Raw genomic sequence first — 17480 nt, 5'->3', positions numbered from 1 at the left:
GCGTGGGACGACTCGTGGTGATCGAAGGTCTGGACGGCGCGGGCAAGCGCACCCTCGCCGACGCGCTGACCGGCGCGCTGAACGCGGCCGGGGCGAGCGTCACGTCCATCGCGTTCCCGCGGTACGGCGAAAGCGTGCACGCCGACCTCGTGAAGGAAGCGCTGCACCGCGGCCACGGCGACCTCGCCGACTCCGTCTACGGCATGGCGATGCTCTACGCGCTCGACCGGCGGGGCGCGGCCGACGAGATCCGCGCTCGTCTCGGCGATCACGACGTCGTGCTGCTCGACCGGTACGTCGCGTCGAACGCGGCGTACGGCGCCGCCCGGCTCCACCAGGGCGCGGACGGCGAGTTCGTGCGCTGGCTCAAGGAGCTGGAGATCGACCGGTTCGGCCTGCCGGTGCCCGTCGCGCATCTGCTGCTCCGGGTCACCGCCGACGTCGCCGCCGACCGCGCGCAGCGGCGCGCGGAGAGCGACGCCGACCGCGCGCGGGATTCCTTCGAGACCGACGACGCGCTCCAGAAGCGGTGCTCGGTGGTCTACGACGAGCTCGCCGCGACGGGCTGGCTCGCGCCCTGGCACGTCCTCGACGGCGTCGCCGGCGTGGACACCCCGGCGCTCGCCACCTCCCTCCTCCGCACTTAGTCCTCTGAATGCGGTACTTGCGCGCGCAACTACCGCGTTTCGTCCTCCAAACGCGTGAGCAGCCAGGAGTGGAACTCGCCGATGTGGTGTTCGGACGGCATCAGCACCCCGCCGCCGCGGTAGGCGCGGGACGCCATCGCGGGCTGGCAGCGTTCGCAGGCGTCGAAATCCTGCTCGTTGACGCGGTGGAACAACTCCACCGACCGGGACACGTCCCGGCCCGACGCCACGACCTCCTCGGAATAGAGCCAGTCGCATTCGACGACCGTCCGGTCCGGCGCGAGCGGGTACATCCGGTGGAAGATCACGTGGTCCGGCACCAGGTTCACGAACACCTGCGGCCGGATGGTGATCGCGTAGTACCGCCTGTCCTGCTCGTCCGCGACACCGTCGAGCCGGTCGAAGCCCGTCGTGCCGTCGATGGTGAAGCCGTCCACGGCCTCGCCGAATTCGGCGCCGTGCCCGACGTAGTACTGCGCCGCGTAGCCGTCGGCGAACTCCGGCAGCATCTCGGTCAGCTCCGGATGGATGGTCGCGCAGTGATAGCACTCCATGAAGTTCTCGACGATCAGTTTCCAGTTCGCCTTGACGTCGTAGGTGATCCGGCGCCCGACCGAGAGCCGGTCGAGACCGTACCGCTCGATCGATTCCAGGTCGCCCAGCCGTTCCCGCACCGCGCCTTCGACGTCGTCCTCGAACGACGGCGGGTCCGCGGCGAGGCAGACCCACGCGTAACCCAGCCATTCGCGCAGGCGGACGGCGTGCAGCCCGTATTCGGAACGGTCGATGCCGGGAAGGCTCGCCAGGTTCGGCGCCGCGATCAGCTCGCCGTCGAGCCCGTACGTCCACGCGTGGTACGGACACTGGAACGCGCGTTTCACCGTGCCGGACTCGTCGGTGCACAACCGGGCCCCGCGATGGCGGCAGACGTTGAGGAACGCCCGCAGTCCGCCGTCCCGTCCGCGGCTGACGAGCACGCTCTCCCGTCCGACCTGGACGGTCCGGAAGTCGCCGGCCGACGGCAGATCCGCCGCCCGGACCGCGCAGAACCACTGACGTTCGAAGATCTTTTCCTGCTCGGCAGCGAAGATCGCGGGATCGGTGTAGTAGCCGCCACTCAGCGTGGGAATGAGACTCGTCATCTCGGGACTCCGGCGAACCGGGCGGGATCGAACAGGGCGACCGGATGCCCGGTCGCGCCGTCCACGACAAGGTCGGCGAGGATCTCACCGACCACCGGGACGAACTTGAAGCCGTGCCCGGAGAACCCGCAGGCGACCACCACGCGTTCGTGCGCGGGATGGCGGGAGATGACGAAATGTTCGTCGGGCGTGTTCGTGTACATACAGGTCGCCCCGCGCAGGAAGGTGCCGGGCAGCGCCGGCATCTTTCGCCGGACGAACTCCGAGATCTCGCCGACCTCCTCGGGGTGCACCGTCCGGTCGATGGACTCGGGTGTGCAGGTCTCACCGCCGCGGAAGAACGCGACCTTCACGCTCCCGGCGTCGTCGTGCGAGGGGAAACCGTAGAACTGGCGGCCGTTCGCGCCTTCCCAGACGTAGATCGGATGCCGTCCGGCGCGGAACGGCTCCGCCCCGCCCGACGGCGCGAACCAGTACTGGACCTGGCGTTCGACGGTGAAGACGATGCCGAGCTCGGCGAGCAGTTCCGGCGCCCACGCGCCGGGGCAGATCACCAGTTGTCCCGCCGTGTAGAAGTTCTGTGACGTCCCCACCCGGACACCGGTGGACGTCTCCCGCCACGAAAGGACCTCCTCTTCGTGGTGCAGCTCCGCCCCGGCCCGCGCGGCGAGCTGGAGATGCGCGGCCACACTGCTTTCCGGCACCACGAACCCGGCGTTCTCCTCGTACAGCGCGATCTCGTGATCGTCCGGGTTCATCGTCGGGAACCGGCGCCGGATCTCCGCCGCGTCCAGCAGCTTGTGCGGCAGCTCCCATTTCCGGGCGCTGGCAAGGCTTCCCGACACCGTCCTGGACTCGGGGCCGCCGAGCATGATCCCGCCGCACCGGGTGAAGATCTTCCGGCCGGAGTCGCGTTCGACCCCGTCCCACAGTTCGTGCGCCCGCAGCAGGAGCGGGACGTACGCGGGATCCTCGAAGTACGCCTGCCGGGTGATCCGCGAGCCGCCGTGGCTGGACCCGAGGTTGTGCACGGGCGCGAAGCGGTCGATGCCCAGCACGCGCTGACCTCGCCGGGCGAGCCGGTACGCCGCGGCGCTGCCCATCCCGCCGAGGCCGATGACGATGACGTCGTAGTGGCTCATGCGGCGCTCCTGATCCGGTTCATGCCGGGGTCGAACAGCGGTTCACGCGCGACGACGGCGGGGATCCGCTCGCCGAAGTACTCGATCTCCAGGGGCCTGCCCGGCTGGGCGAACTCCAGCGGAAGCCAGGCGTACGCGATGTTCTTGCCGACGGTGTAGCCGTACGCGGCGCTCGTGACGTACCCGGCGGGACGCCCGTCGGCGAACACCGGCTCCTTGCCGAGCACGACGGAGTACGGATCGTCGACGGTGAGACAGGTCAGTTTCCTGGTCACCGTTTCCTCCGAGCGACCGGCCAGCGCGTCCCGCCCGATGAAGTAGCCCTTGTCCATCCGCACGGCGAAGCCGAGCCCGGCCTCGTATGGATCGTGCTCGGCGGTGACGTCCGTTCCCCACAGCCGGTATCCCTTCTCCAGCCGCATACTGGAGAAGGCGTCCCGGCCGGCGGCGATGATCCCGTGTGCCTGCCCGGCTTCCCAGAGCGTGTCCCACAGACGGCGGCCGAGGTCCGCGCTCGTGTACAGCTCCCAGCCGAGTTCGCCCACATAGGACAGTCGCATCGCGGTCACCGGCACCTGGCCGACGTACGCCTGCTTCGTCTTGAAGTAGCCCATCGCCTTGTGCGAGAAGTCCGTTGTGGACAGTGGCTGCAGTACCGCTCTGGCCAGCGGTCCCCACAGGCCGATGCAGCAGGTACCCGGCGTGGTCTCGTGGATCTGCGCGGCACCGTCGCCGGGGAGATGCCGCCGCAGCCAGTCGATGTCGATCGCGCTGTTCACGCCGACCTGGAACCTTTCGGCGCCGAGCCGGGCGACGGTCAGGTCGCCGCGCACGCCGCCGTCCTCGTCGAGCGACAGCGTGTAGGTGACCGAACCGGGCTTCTTGTCGAGCTGGTTCGTGGTCATCGTCTGCAGGAACGGCAACGCGCCGGGGCCGGTGAGCTCCACCCGTTTCAGCGAGGTCATGTCGAACATCGCGACCCGTTGCCGCGCGACCAGCGCTTCGGCGCCGCCGATCGGCGACCAGTACCGCGCGGCCCAGTCGTTGCGCTCCGGGATGAGAGCGACCTCCGGAAGGTCCGCGTTCGCCTCGTACCAGTGCGGACGCTCCCAGCCGCTCGCTTCGAGGAAGAACGCGCCGAGCTCCTGCTGCCTTTCGTAGAAGGGACTCGTTCGCAGCGGTCGCGGATCTTCCATGGGCTGCAAGGGGTGGACGACGTCGTAGACCTCGGTGAAGCTCTGGCAGCTACGGGCCATGACGTAGTCCGGGGCGAGCTGCACCTGCTCGAACCGGGCGAGGTCGCACCCGTGCAGGTCCACGCCGGGCTGGCCGTCGACCAGCCACCGCGCCATGGCCCTGGCGACTCCCGCCGAATGCGTGATCCAGACGGCTTCGGCGACCCAGAACCCGTCGAGCTCCGGGTGTTCGCCCAGCAACGGCATCCCGTCCGGGGTGAAGGAGAACAGGCCGTTGATGCCTTCCTCGACCTTGGTCTCGCCCAGCGACGGCAGCAGGTCGACGGCGGCGGCCCAGGACGGCTCGAAATCCGCGGGGGTGAACGCGAGTTCCGACGGCATCCTCTCGCCGGCGCCGATTTCGTGGGGAGGCAAGGGCATCGGCGGGTGCCCGTACGCGCCGATGCCGATCCGATCGACGTGCTCGCGGAAGTAGAGATCGGCGTCCTGATGCCGCAGGATCGGCCGCGTGGCCTCCTCGGTCACGCCGGCGAGTGACGGCAGCGGGCTGGTGCGCGCGTACTGGTGCGCCATCGGAACGAGCGGGATCGCGAGGTCCACCAGTTCGCCGAGCAACGGCCCCCACATCCCGGCGCACGAGAGCACGATGTCCGCGCGGAAGCTCCCGGTCTCGGTGGTGACGCCGGTGACCCGGCCGCCCGACCCTTCGATCCCGACGACCTTCTGGTGCGCGAGGAACTTCGCGCCGCGCGCGATCGCGCGGCGTGCCTGCGCCTCGGCGGCACGCAGGGGTTTGGCCAGGCCGTCGGAGGGGATGTGGAACCCGCCGAGCACCTTGGCCGGATCGAGCAGCGGATGCAGCGCGGCGCATTCGTCCGGCTCGACGAGCCTGCTTTCGACGCCGGACGCGGTGGCCCAGCCGTGCCGGCGCTTGAGATCGGCGAGCCGTTCCGCCGTCGTGGCCACCTCCAGCCCGCCGACGGTGTGGAAACACGGGTTCCCGTCGAGGTCGAGCGCGCCGTACTTCGCGACGGTGTACGCGGCGAACTCGGTCATCGTGCGGCAGGAGTTGGTCTGGAAGACCAGACCGGGTGCGTGCGAACTCGACCCGCCGGTGGTGAACAGGTCGCCCTGGTCCAGCACGGTGAGATCGGTCCAGCCACGTTCGGTGAGTTCGTCGGCGAGGGCGCAGCCGACGATGCCTGCGCCGATCACGACGACGCGGGGTCCTGGGGGCATGATGCGGGGTACCTCCTGCCTGCCCTGGAGAATCCACAAAGGACACGAGGGCATCGGGGTGACAGGCGCTGTTGCGGATGAGGCACGTTGTTCCGTCTTCAGCAACAAAGTGCGGCACGTGCGGGCGCGCTGTCAAGAGCCCGAAGAGGTCGGCCTCTTCACTCGGTGAAGTACCCCAGCTGCGCCGAAAGATCCGCCGACGCCTCGGTGAGCGGCCGGACGATCTGCCGCACCCGCTGTTTCGACAGCCGGTACGACGGGCCGGAAGCGCTCATCGCCGCGACGACGTCGCCACCGGGGCCGCGCACCGGCACCGCGACCGCGTGCATCCCCAGCTCCAGCTCCTCGAAGCAGGCCGCGTACCCGTCCTCGGCGACCCGCTCCAGCTCGGCGGCCAGCTCCTCAGGATCGACCGTGGTCCGCGGCGTGAACCGTTCGAGCTTCCGCCGGAGCAAACGTTTGCGCTCGACGTCGCCCAGGTACGCGAGCAGCACCTTTCCGCTGGACGTCGCGTGCAGGGGAGTGCGCTGCCCGGTCCAGTTCTGCGTGGTGATCGCGGCCGAGCCGCGGGCCTGGCTGACGTTGATCGCGACGCCGTCGTCGGCGATCGCGATGTTGACCGTCTCGCCGAGCGTCTCCGCCAGGCCCTGGCAGGTCTGCCTGCCCAGTTTCGCCAGGTCCATCCGGCCGGTGGCGGCGCCGGCGAGCCGGACGACACCGAAGCCGATCGCGTACTTCCCGCGTTCGCCGAGCTGCTCGACGAGACCGCGATTCTCCAGGACACTCAGCAGGCGCGACGCCGTCGACTTGTGCACGCCGAGTTCGCCCGCGATCTCGGTGATCCCGGTTTCCCCGTTGCGCGCAAGCAGTTCCAGCACGCTGATCGCGCGGTCGACGGACTGCACCTGACTGGGCGTTGCGTTCCCCGCGTCCTGGTTCCGCATGACGCAACAGTAGCCGTTTCGCCCGCATTCGCTCGGCTGAGTGGGCGAATCCCTTGACGTACCGGTCCCTCCGGGGTGATTGTTGCGCAGAGCACATCCTGTCTCGTAATACGCAACATCAACCACCGTCGGTCCTTTCCCCGGAGGCCCCGATGATTCGTGCCTGCTCCGTCTCCGAACTGGCCGAAGGCGAAGCCCTTCGCCTGCCGGGCCCCGTTCCCGTCTCGGTCTTCCATGCCGGGGGCGCCTATTACGCCCTCGACGACACTTGCAGCCATCAGGACGCGTCGCTCGCGGACGGCTGGATCGAGGGCTGCTACGTCGAATGCCCGCTGCACGCCGCGCGATTCGACCTGCGGACCGGCGCCCCGGACTGCCTGCCGGCCAAGAACGCCGTGCGCACATACCCGGTCGTGATCGCGGACGGCGTGATCTACGTGGACACCGAGGCGCGCCAGGAAGTGGCTTGAGAACGATCGCCGTCGTCGGCACCTCGCTGGCGGGACTTCGCGCGGCACAGGAGTTGCGCGGGCGGGGTTTCGACGGGCGGCTGGTGATGATCGGCGCCGAACCGCCGTACGACCGGCCGCCGCTGTCGAAGGATTTCTTGCTGGGCAAGGTTTCCGCCGATGATCTCGCGCTCGCCGGGCAGGACGATCTCGACGCGCTGGCCGCCGAATGGCATCTCGGTGTCCGCGCCGAGAAGCTCGGCCGCGAAGGCGTGACGCTCGGCGACGGCACCACGATCGCCGCCGACGGCTACGTCATCGCGACCGGGGCTGTGGCCAGAACCCTCGGCGCGGCAAGGGATCTGTCCGGCATCCACACCTTGCGGACCCTCGGCGACGCGGTCACGCTGAAAGCCGCTCTCGCGGCGGGACCTTCCTCGGTCGTCGTCATCGGCGCGGGATTCATCGGCGCGGAGGTCGCGTCCGCGTGCCGCCTGCTCGGGCACGAAGTGACGGTGGTCGAGGCGACGCCCGTGCCGCTCGCCTCGGTCCTCGGCGCGCGGATGGGCGCGGTGTGCGGGGAACTGCACGCCGAGAACGACGTCCGGCTGATCACGGGCGTGCCTGTCGCAGGGTTCGACGGTGACGGTCGCGTCACCGGCGTGCGGCTCGCCGACGGCCGCGGGCTTCTCGCCGATCTCGTCGTCGCCGGAGTGGGGGCGCTGCCCGCCACCGGATGGCTGACCGGCTCCGGGCTCGCCGTCGACGGCGGGGTGCTGGTCGATTCCGGCTGTGTCACAGCGAATCCCCGAGTGATCGCGGTGGGTGACGTCGCGCGGTACCGCTGTCCACTGCGCGGCGGGCGGGTCCGCGCCGAGCATTGGACGGCGGCCTCGGAACAGCCGGGCGTCGCGGTCGCGAATCTGCTCGCCGGATCGACCGTCACGCATTTCGCACGACACGGTTACTTTTGGTCCGATCAGTACGGACGGCGGCTCCAATTCGCCGGAGTGGCCACGGAAGACGTACGGATCGCCGAAGGGGACGTCGCTTCGAAGCGGTTCGTCGCGACCTATCACCGCGGCGACGTCCTGGCCGGTGTGTTCGCGATCGACTCGCCGAGGCCGTTCACCAGGCTCCGACGTGCGCTCTAGGGCCCGAAGACCCTACTCGGATGGAGCAATTTGCCCGATTCGATGATCTTTCTGGTGGTCACATCGCCGGGTCGCGCGCTCGCGCGGGGAAACTAGTGCGAACATAGGTTTATGAAGGCACGTGTTCTGGTCGTCGACGACGACCCTGCTCTCGCGGAGATGCTCACCATCGTGCTGCGTGGGGAGGGGTTCGACACAGCGGTCGTGGCCGACGGCTCACGGGCGCTGCCCGCGCTTCGCGAGCTGAAACCGGACCTGGTCCTCCTCGACCTCATGCTGCCCGGGATGAACGGCATCGACGTCTGCAAGGCGATCCGGGCCGAGTCCGGCGTGCCGATCGTGATGCTCACCGCCAAGAGCGACACCGTGGACATCGTCCTCGGGCTCGAGTCGGGGGCCGACGACTACGTGGTCAAGCCCTTCAAACCGAAGGAGCTCGTGGCCCGCGTCCGCGCCAGGATGCGCCGCACCGAGGCCGAGCCCGCCGAGTCGCTGACGATCGGCGACCTCGCGATCGACGTCCCCGGCCACGAGGTGACGCGCGAGGGGAAGGCCATCCCGCTGACCCCGCTCGAGTTCGACCTGCTGGTCGCGCTCGCCCGCAAGCCGCGTCAGGTGTTCACCCGCGAGGTGCTCCTCGAGCAGGTGTGGGGATATCGCCACGCCGCCGACACCCGGCTGGTGAACGTGCACGTCCAGCGGCTGCGTTCGAAGGTGGAGAAGGATCCGGAACACCCCGAGGTGGTGTTGACCGTTCGTGGCGTCGGGTACAAGGCCGGCCCGCCGTGATCACCCCATGAGCGGACGCTTGCGAAGGCTTGCCCAGACCACGATGCGCCACTTCCGGCGCATCGTGGTTTTCGTGCGCCGCAAGGTCGTCTCGTTCAACGAACTGTGGCGGCATTCGCTGCAGTTCCGGGTCACGGTGTCCACACTGGCGCTGTCGTCGGCCGTGGTGTTCGTGCTGGGCATGGTGCTGCAGAACCAGATCACCGAACGGCTGCTGGAGACCAAGCAGAACGCGGCGATCGCGCAGACGAGGGCGGTCGTCGAGACCGCGGCGGGCGAACTGATCGGCGTCGGCACCGAAAGCCCCGAAGCGCTGACCGCGCGGATGAAGAACGCCCTGAAGAAGATCACCAGCACGACGACTTCGCAGGACAGCGCCGGATCGGCCGCCGGAACCTTCGAACCGGTGCTGGCGGCCGGCGGCCGCGACCAGTCGAGCAAACCGGTGTTCGCCGGCCCCTACGACCGGGTCCCGGAGCGGCTACGCCAGTTCGTGGAGACCGAACAGGTCAGCCACCTGATCCACACGGTCACCGACGCCGACGGCGGCAAGACGACGTACCTGATCGTCGGTGCCCCGGTGAGCACGATGATCAACCCGCTCCAGCTCTACCTGCTGTATCCGCTCACCAGCGAGCAGAACACCGTCTCGACCGTGCAGAACACGCTGCTCGTCGGCGGTCTCGTGCTGCTGCTCCTGCTGGCCGGGATCACGAACCTGGTCACCAGGCAGGTGGTCCGGCCGGTCCGGCAGGCCGCCGCGGCCGCCGAACAGTTCGCGGGCGGAGACCTCGACCAGCGCCTCGCCGTGCTCGGCGAGGACGACCTGGCCAAACTCGCCGTCTCCTACAACGAAATGGCCGCGAGCATCCAGCGGCAGATCCGCCAGCTGGAGGAGTTCGGCGGCCTGCAACGCCGGTTCACCTCGGACGTCTCACACGAACTGCGCACCCCACTGACCACCGTCCGGATGGCCGCCGACGTGCTGCACGCGTCGCGCGAGCAGTTCCCGGCCGGGCTCGCGCGCTCCACCGAACTGCTGGTCGACGAGCTCGACCGGTTCGAGGCCCTGCTCGGCGACCTGCTGGAGATCAGCAGGCTCGACGCGGGCGTCGAAGAGCTTTCCGCCGAGCTGATCGACGTCCGGCCGATCGCGACCAGGGCCGTCGAGCAGGTCCGGGTGATCGCGGGCAACGCGGGCAGCTCGGTCGAACTGGTGCTGCCGGAGGAGGAGGCGCACGCCGAGGTCGACGCGCGCCGCGTCGAGCGGATCCTGCGCAACCTGCTGGCCAACGCGGTGGACCACAGTGAAGGGAACCCGGTGGTGCTGACCCTCGCGGTCAACGAGACCGCGGTCGCCGTCACCGTGCGGGACCACGGTGTCGGCCTGCGGCCGGGCGAAGCGGAACTGGTGTTCAACCGGTTCTGGCGCGCCGACCCGTCCCGTAACCGCCGGACCGGCGGCACCGGGCTCGGCCTCGCGATCAGCCAGGAGGACGCCCGGTTGCACGGCGGCGTGCTCGACGCGTGGGGCGAGACCGGTCACGGCGCCTGTTTCCGGCTCGTGCTGCCGCGGCGGCAGGACACGCCGATGGGGGAGAGCCCGCTGGTCCTGCCCCCGCCCGATCACACTCCGACGGACACGCACGGGTCCTCCGGGCTGCTCGAAGTCCGCCCCGCCCCCGACGCGATCCTCGCCGAGCCAGAGGAGGTCGGCCGGTGAAACGGCTCCTGCCCCTGCTCGCGGTGTTGCTGCTGCTCGCGGGCTGCGCGAACATCCCGCTCGAATCCCAGCCCGCCGTCGTCTCCGGGGACAAAGCCGGGCAGGCGCCGGCGGACGTCGCCGAACCGGCGGCCGGGATCGACCCGCTGACCGTCACCCGCCAGTTCATCCGCAACTCCGCGACCCCGGGCACGGCGAACGCCGACGCGCGGGTCTACCTCGACGAAGAAGGCCGGCGCAACTGGAAGCCGTCGCCGGGGCTGACGATCATCGACGACACCTTCGGCACCGTTTACGACACATCGTCGTCGTCGGGGAACCCGGACGAGCAGGTGGTGAACGTCCGCGGGTTCAAACTCGGCAACCTGAGCCCCGACAGCGCGTTCATCCCGGTGAAGGCCGAGTACTCGCAGCAATTCAAACTGCGGAAGCAGCCGAACGGCCAGTGGCGGATCGTGGACCCGCCGCAGGAACTCGCCGTCACCGACGAGGATTTCGCGCTCAACTACTTCCGGGTGCCGATCAGCTTCTATTCGCCCGACTCCGGCGCCTTCGTCCCCGACCTCCGCTACGTCGCGGCGAAACCGCAGGCCGGATTGCCCGGCCGGGTGATGGACCTGGTGCTGCAGGGACCGTCCGAAGGGCTGAAGGGCGCGGTCAAGGACCTGCTCGGCGACCAGGTCACCACCGAAAGCAACGTCCGCAGCACGGACGACGGGACACTGGACATCAACCTGACCGGCGTCGGCGGGGCCAGCCTCGCGGACCGCAACCTGATCGCCGCGCAGATCGTCCTCTCGCTGCAGACGGTGACGCTGAGCCGGATCCGGCTGCTGGCCGACGGCACCGCGCTGGTGCCGGACCACGAATACTGGCGCGCCAGCGAGCTGCCCAACTACAACGTGGACATCGCGCCCAACTCGGAACTGCTGGGACTGATGACCGTGAACGGGCGGGTCCGGTCGCTCGGCGACGGACAGCCGGTCGGTGGTCCCGCGGGCAACGGCGGGTACAAGGTGGTCAGCGCCGCGCAGTCCGTCGACGGGAAACGGCTCGCGGTGGTCGAAGAACGCGACGGCAGGCAGTGGCTCCGGGTAGGCGACCTCGGGCACGACCTCGCCTCGGTGGACCTGTTCGGCGGCAGCCTGAGCCGTCCCACCTGGCGCCCGGTCGCCCGTGGCGGCGGGCTCTCGGGCGAGGTCTGGACGGTCGTCGACCACAACACCGTCGCCAGGGTCACCCTGGCCGCGGACGGCCGCTGGGTGAAGGCCGGCGTCGACGCGACCATGCTCACCGGCCTCGGCCAGATCACCGAACTGCGCCTTTCGCGCGACGGATCGCGGCTGGCCGCCGTGGTCAACGGGCAGCTGGTGGTCGCCTCGATCGTGCGGACGGCGGACTCGGTGGCCCTGCGGGCGCCGCGGAAACTGCAGGAACGCGACCTCAAGGACGTGGTCGACGTCGACTGGGCGACCCAGGACCACCTGATCGCCGCGACGTCGTCGACCTCGCTGCCGGTGGTCAAGGTGCCGCTGGACGGGCAGCGGATGGACGCGTTCAACAGCTCGAACCTGACCCCGCCGGTGCACGGCGTCACCGCGGCGCCGAGCAGACAGAACCTGGTCGCGGACGCGGGCGGGCTGTGGGTCGCCTCCGAGCTGGGCGAAGTCTGGCGGCCGCAGGCGCACACCGTCACCGACGCGGACCCGTTCTACCCAGGCTGAGCACTTCGGCTTACTTCGGGGCGCCCGCATGTCGCGAAAGCCACTTTCGCAACGCGCCATCCTTGCGGTGGGGAGCAAGGGACCTTTAGTACCGCTAGCTTTCCTGGCGGCGCTAGCGATCCGTGGCGGCAGAAGTCCGTGAAGGCCTCCTTCACTACCCTGAGGGTAGGCAAGGAGTCCTTCACGGACAGAAGCCAAGCCGCCCGGAAGCCTTCTCCCCAACTGCGGTCCTGACTGGTCCCCTTAGGACGAAAAGGGTCCAAACCGGACCTCTCACGACACGACGTGCCCTGGAACTGTCGGAGCCCCGGCCGACACTCGCCCCATGTCCAAGCTCCTGGATCTCCTCATCCCCGCCCGCTGTGCGTCCTGCGGAGCACCGGGCGCTCCCTGCTGTGCCACCTGTCAGACCGCTTGGGGTTCGCTCAGCGAGATCATCCGCGGCCCGACGGCCGGGCTTGTGCCCGTGTACGCCCTGGCCCCCTACGCCGGCGAGGCCCGACGCCTGATCCTCGCCTACAAGGAACGCGGCCGCCGCGACCTCGCGCCTTCCCTGGGGCGGGCGATCGCCGAAGCCCTCGCCCAGCTGCCCGATCCGGAGCCGGAACCTTGTCTCGTTCCGGTGCCCTCGCGGCGGCACGCCTCCCGTGTGCGCGGCGGGCCGCACGTCCGGCGGGTTGCCGAAGAATGCGTGAAAGTACTGAGAGGCAAGGGAAAAGTCGCGACAGTGGCGCCGGTCCTCAAGCTGAGGTCCGGAGTTCGCGACGCCGTGGGACTCAGCCGGGCCGAGCGGTCGGCGAACCTTGATGGCCGGATCCGCCTCGCTCCCGGAGCCTGCCGGGAGAAGGTCGTTCTCCTTGACGACGTCATCACAACCGGAGCGACCGCCGCCGCTTGTACGCGTTTTTTGGACATAAGCGGAATTCACGTTTCCGCGGTGGTGGCGCTGGCCGCCGCCGGGTGATCGCGCTGTCACCTACAAGAGTGGTGAATGATCGGGAACGCGAATGGGTACAAGGGCGTTGACGGGATATGAGGGAGCTTGAGGGGAACACTCCGACGGCCCGCCACTCCACCGGGGTGGCGGCGGATTCCCTCGGGGACGGTGTCCTAGGCACCCTCCGCATTTTCCTGTCCGAAGGCTTGCGCCGTCCGCGTGAAAACAAATCACGGGGTCGACGCCCGACAGGCCGGATTGTCGCGCTGGCCGCACGATCTTCGTCGCGTGCGGTGACGAGGTCTCACGTCCTGATATCCCCCGGCTCGGGGGCTGTTGCTCGCGGCGTGATGCAGCTAACGTGCAGCGCTATCAGCAATCCCGGCAGGCAGGGAGGTGACCAGCCCATGTCCCTGGCGCCGGAGCCGCGCTGAGTCCGCGCTCGGACATCCGACACGAGACGTCGTGACCGTATGCCGAGTTCCCTCACCGCCCGCGATCCGGGCTTCGTCCCCGCATTACCGGCGCCCTAGTGAACACATCTACAGCTCGCAGTCATTTCAGCGAGGGAGGTCGTGTATGGACATCGTCGTTAAGGGCCGCAACGTGGAGGTGCCCGACCACTATCGGGCACTCGTCAGCGAAAAGCTGGCCCGGCTAGAGCGCTACGACAAGAAGGTCATCCGTTACGACGTGGAGCTCTTCCACGAGCCCAATCGCCGGCAGTCGAAGAACTGCCAGCGCGTCGAAATCACCGGTAAGGGCCGAGGCCCCGCCGTACGCGCCGAAGCGTGTGCCGGCGACTTCTACGCAGCGCTGGATTCCGCACTGAACAAGCTCGAAAACAGGTTGCGGAAGACACACGACCGCCGGCGCGTGCACTACGGCCGCAGCCGCCCGGAATCCGTCGCCGAGGCGACTTCGATGGCGGCCGCCGGTGGAATGACCACCGACACCCGACATCTGGCGGGTACCGCTGTACTCGAAGCGCCTGAGGCCGAACCCATGGCCAACGGTTTCGCTGTCGAGGGCGGTGACTTCGAGATGCCCCAGCAGCAGCGCTGGGACGACGGGGTGACCGAACACCAGCCCGGTCGCGTCGTCCGCGAGAAGAAACATGACGCGGAGCCCATGACGGTCGACCAGGCTCTCTACGAGATGGAACTGGTCGGTCACGACTTCTACCTGTTCAACGACGCCGACGCCGGGTGCCCGAGCGTCGTCTACCGGAGGCGAGGCTTCGACTACGGCGTCATCCGGCTGAGCTAGCCGGCCCCACGTCCAGACGGCGGCCCGCACGCGTCCCGTGCGGGCCGCCGTCATGTCCGGATCAGGCGGGACGCGGCCTCGTCCCGTCAGTTACCGACCGACGGTGCGTGCGCGAACACCGAGGTGTTCCCTACGATGGGGGCGGACGGTGGTGCGTTACCAGGCACCACCGCGTACGAGATTGCCCGGGACCGGCTCGGGTGCGATCACAATCAGCTAGTGAGGTCGACCGGATGGTGCTGAACCGCCTGCTCCGCGCGGGCGAGGGCAAAATGGTGAAGCGGCTGCGACACATCGCCGATCACATCAACACCCTCGAAGACGACGTCAAGGATCTGTCGGACTCCGCGCTGCGGGCCAAGACCGACGAGTTCCGTAAACGGCACGCGGACGGCGAGTCCCTCGACGACCTCCTGCCGGAGGCCTTCGCGGTGGCGAGGGAGGCGGCCTGGCGCGTGCTCGGCCAGCGGCCCTACGACGTCCAGCTGATGGGCGGCGCCGCGCTGCACCTCGGCCAGGTCTCCGAGATGAAGACCGGTGAGGGCAAGACCCTGACCCAGGTCCTCCCCGCGTACCTGAACGCCGTCTCCGGCAAGGGCGTGCACGTCATCACGGTGAACGACTACCTCGCCAAACGTGACGCCGAGTGGATGGGCCGCATCCACCGCTTCCTCGGCCTCGAGGTCGGGGTCATCCTGGCCGACCAGACGCCCGAGGTCCGCCGCCAGCAGTACGCCGCCGACATCACGCACGGCACGAACAACGAGTTCGGCTTCGACTACCTCCGCGACAACATGGCGTGGAGCCTCGAAGACTGCGTGCAGCGCGGCCACAACTTCGCGATCGTCGACGAGGTGGACTCCATCCTCATCGACGAGGCCAGGACGCCGCTGATCATCTCGGGCCCGGCCGACCAGTCCTCGCGCTGGTACATCGAGTTCGCCCGGATGACCCCGCTGATGAAGCCGGACGTCCACTACGAGGTGGACATCCGCAAGCGCACCGTCGGTGTCACCGAGAAGGGTGTCGCGTTCGTCGAGGACCAGCTCGGCATCGACAACCTCTACGAGGCCGCGAACACGCCGCTGGTCGGCTACCTGAACAACGCGCTGAAGGTCAAGGAGCTCTACAAGCGCGACAAGGACTACATCGTCCGTGACGGTGAGGTCCTCATCGTCGACGAGTTCACCGGCCGCATCCTGCACGGCCGCCGCTACAACGAGGGCATGCACCAGGCGATCGAGGCCAAGGAAGGCGTCGAGATCAAGGCCGAGAACCAGACGCTCGCCACGATCACGCTGCAGAACTACTTCCGGCTCTACGACAAGCTGGCGGGCATGACCGGTACCGCCGAGACCGAGGCGGCCGAGTTCCACCAGACCTACAAGCTGGGTGTGGTGCCGATCCCGACCAACAAGCCGATGGTCCGCGCCGACCAGGCCGACCTGATCTACAAGACCGAGCAGGCCAAGTTCGAGGCCGTCGCCGAGGACATCGCCGAGAGGCACGAGAAGGGCCAGCCGGTGCTGGTCGGCACCACGAGTGTCGAGAAGTCCGAGCACCTGTCGAAGCTGCTGCTCAAGCTGGGTGTCCCGCACGAGGTCCTCAACGCCAAGCACCACGACCGGGAGGCGCTGATCGTCGCCCGCGCCGGGCGCAAGGGCGCGGTCACGGTCGCCACCAACATGGCGGGCCGCGGTACCGACATCGTGCTCGGCGGCAACCCGGACATCATCGCCGACGAGGTGCTGCGCGACCGCGGCCTCGACCCGGTGGAGCACTCCGAGGAGTACGAGGCCGCCTGGCCGAAGGTGCTCGAAGAGGTCCAGGCCGACACCAAGGCCGAGGCCGAGGAGGTCCGCGCGGCGGGCGGGCTGTACGTGCTCGGCACGGAGCGGCACGAGTCGCGCCGGATCGACAACCAGCTCCGCGGTCGTTCCGGCCGTCAGGGCGACCCGGGCGAGTCCCGGTTCTACCTGTCGCTCGGTGACGAGCTCATGCGCCGCTTCAACGCGACGATGGTCGAGCGGGTCATGACCACCATGCGGCTGCCGGACGACGTGCCGATCGAGCACAAGATGGTCTCCAAGGCGATCAAGAGCGCTCAGACGCAGGTCGAGCAGCAGAACATGGAGATCCGCAAGAACGTCCTCAAGTACGACGAGGTCATGAACGAGCAGCGCAAGGTGATCTACGCCGAGCGCCTGCGCGTCCTCGAAGGCGAGGATCTCCGCGAGCAGATCGAGCACATGCTGGTCGACGTCATCAACGCGTACGTCACCGAAGAGACCGCCACGGGCTACGCCGAGGACTGGGACCACGAGAAGCTGTGGACGGCGCTGAAGCAGCTGTACCCGGTCAAGGTCACCTGGGAAGAGCTCACCGAGGACGACGACCTCGACGCCGACAAGCTTCGTGAGGCGTTGCTCGAAGACGCGCACCGCGCGTACGACGAGCGCGAAGCCGAGATCGACGCGAAGGTCGGCGAAGGCGCGATGCGCAGCCTGGAGCGCCAGGTGATGCTCACCGTGCTCGACCGCAAGTGGCGTGAGCACCTCTACGAGATGGACTATCTCAAGGAGGGCATCGGCATGCGGGCCCTGGCGCAGCGCGACCCGGTCATCGAGTATCAGCGCGAGGGCTACGACATGTTCCGCGCGATGCTGGAGTCGCTGAAGGAGGAGGCCGTTGGTTTCCTGTTCAACCTCCAGGTCGAGCAGGCCGAGCCCACCACCCCGGCGCCGGAGTCGGCGTCCGCGCTGCCCGCCGGTGTCGGCTCCGGGAACGGCCAGGCCGCCAACGGCGACGGACGGCACGCCCGCCCGACGCCTCCGCAGGCGCCGGCGACCGACACCGAGTCCGTGCCGTCCGCCTTGCGGGGCAAGGGACTCGGCGGCGGTTCGCGGTCCGGGCTGACGATGTCGGGCCCGTCCGAGGACGGCGGCGTCGAGTCGCATTCGGACAGTGCCGGCAGTGCCGGTGGCGACCAGGGCGGAACCCGCCGGGAGCGTCGCGCCGCGCAGCGCGCCTCCCAGAAGAAGGGCAAGAAGGGCCCGCGCCGCTAAAGGCCCCAATGCGCGTGAAGGCCCCCTTCCCTCGGCCACGGTTTCGAATGACCAGCCGAG

13 protein-coding genes are annotated in these 17480 nt (G+C 68.9%); 9 read left to right on the top strand and 4 right to left on the bottom strand.

The annotated features are described in order from the left end of the window. Positions 1-14 precede the first annotated feature (14 nt). Positions 15-647, top strand: a complete 633-nt coding sequence (locus tag AC069I_RS20505) for a dTMP kinase (protein ID WP_083650100.1) — start codon at positions 15-17, stop codon at positions 645-647. Positions 648-676: 29 nt separating this feature from the next. On the opposite strand, the gene AC069I_RS20500 is transcribed toward AC069I_RS20505, so the two are convergent. From AC069I_RS20500 to AC069I_RS20485, 4 genes are all read right to left on the bottom strand, one after another. Continuing rightward, on the bottom strand, positions 677-1789 hold the full coding sequence (locus tag AC069I_RS20500; RefSeq protein ID WP_478226292.1) for an aromatic ring-hydroxylating oxygenase subunit alpha: 1113 nt from the start codon (positions 1787-1789) through the stop codon (positions 677-679). Then, complete coding sequence (gene solA / locus AC069I_RS20495; RefSeq protein WP_478266193.1) at positions 1786-2931, bottom strand: N-methyl-L-tryptophan oxidase; 1146 nt, start codon at positions 2929-2931, stop codon at positions 1786-1788. Before solA ends, AC069I_RS20500 begins: the two co-directional genes overlap by 4 nt. Beyond that, positions 2928-5366 carry a GcvT family protein gene (locus AC069I_RS20490; protein WP_478266192.1) on the bottom strand — a complete coding sequence of 813 codons (2439 nt, stop codon included), beginning with the start codon at positions 5364-5366 and terminating at the stop codon, positions 2928-2930. The genes solA and AC069I_RS20490 overlap by 4 nt, the downstream gene beginning before the upstream one ends. A gap of 158 nt (positions 5367-5524) precedes the next feature. Next, positions 5525-6310, bottom strand: a complete 786-nt coding sequence (locus AC069I_RS20485) for an IclR family transcriptional regulator (protein ID WP_478226295.1) — start codon at positions 6308-6310, stop codon at positions 5525-5527. Positions 6311-6462: 152 nt separating this feature from the next. Between AC069I_RS20485 and AC069I_RS20480 the strand changes: the two genes are divergently transcribed. From AC069I_RS20480 to secA, 8 genes are all read left to right on the top strand, one after another. Then, on the top strand, positions 6463-6780 hold the full coding sequence (locus AC069I_RS20480; protein WP_478226296.1) for a bifunctional 3-phenylpropionate/cinnamic acid dioxygenase ferredoxin subunit: 318 nt from the start codon (positions 6463-6465) through the stop codon (positions 6778-6780). Then, positions 6777-7913, top strand: coding sequence for an NAD(P)/FAD-dependent oxidoreductase (locus AC069I_RS20475; protein ID WP_478266191.1), 1137 nt, complete (start codon positions 6777-6779; stop codon positions 7911-7913). Before AC069I_RS20480 ends, AC069I_RS20475 begins: the two co-directional genes overlap by 4 nt. Positions 7914-8024: 111 nt before the next feature. Beyond that, complete coding sequence (mtrA, locus tag AC069I_RS20470; protein ID WP_005150760.1) at positions 8025-8702, top strand: MtrAB system response regulator MtrA; 678 nt, start codon at positions 8025-8027, stop codon at positions 8700-8702. A gap of 7 nt (positions 8703-8709) precedes the next feature. Further along, entirely contained in the window at positions 8710-10425 is a 1716-nt protein-coding gene (gene mtrB / locus AC069I_RS20465; RefSeq protein ID WP_478226298.1) for an MtrAB system histidine kinase MtrB, read from the top strand. Next, positions 10422-12149 carry an LpqB family beta-propeller domain-containing protein gene (locus AC069I_RS20460; RefSeq protein ID WP_478235201.1) on the top strand — a complete coding sequence of 576 codons (1728 nt, stop codon included), beginning with the start codon at positions 10422-10424 and terminating at the stop codon, positions 12147-12149. The genes mtrB and AC069I_RS20460 overlap by 4 nt, the downstream gene beginning before the upstream one ends. A 325-nt stretch (positions 12150-12474) precedes the next feature. Further along, positions 12475-13113 (top strand): ComF family protein, encoded by a 639-nt coding sequence (locus AC069I_RS20455; protein ID WP_478235202.1) that lies wholly within the window; start codon positions 12475-12477, stop codon positions 13111-13113. Positions 13114-13665: 552 nt separating this feature from the next. Next, the gene (gene hpf / locus AC069I_RS20450; protein ID WP_340687160.1) at positions 13666-14355 is read left to right on the top strand and encodes a ribosome hibernation-promoting factor, HPF/YfiA family; all 690 of its coding nucleotides are present in this window, start codon (positions 13666-13668) and stop codon (positions 14353-14355) included. Between the two features lie 233 nt (positions 14356-14588). Beyond that, the gene (gene secA / locus AC069I_RS20445; RefSeq protein WP_478235203.1) at positions 14589-17420 is read left to right on the top strand and encodes a preprotein translocase subunit SecA; all 2832 of its coding nucleotides are present in this window, start codon (positions 14589-14591) and stop codon (positions 17418-17420) included. The last annotated feature ends 60 nt before the right edge of the window (positions 17421-17480 follow it).

It is taken from the genome of Amycolatopsis sp. NPDC043885, from assembly GCF_056435685.1.
This window is presented reverse-complemented; position numbering and strand designations above follow the sequence as displayed.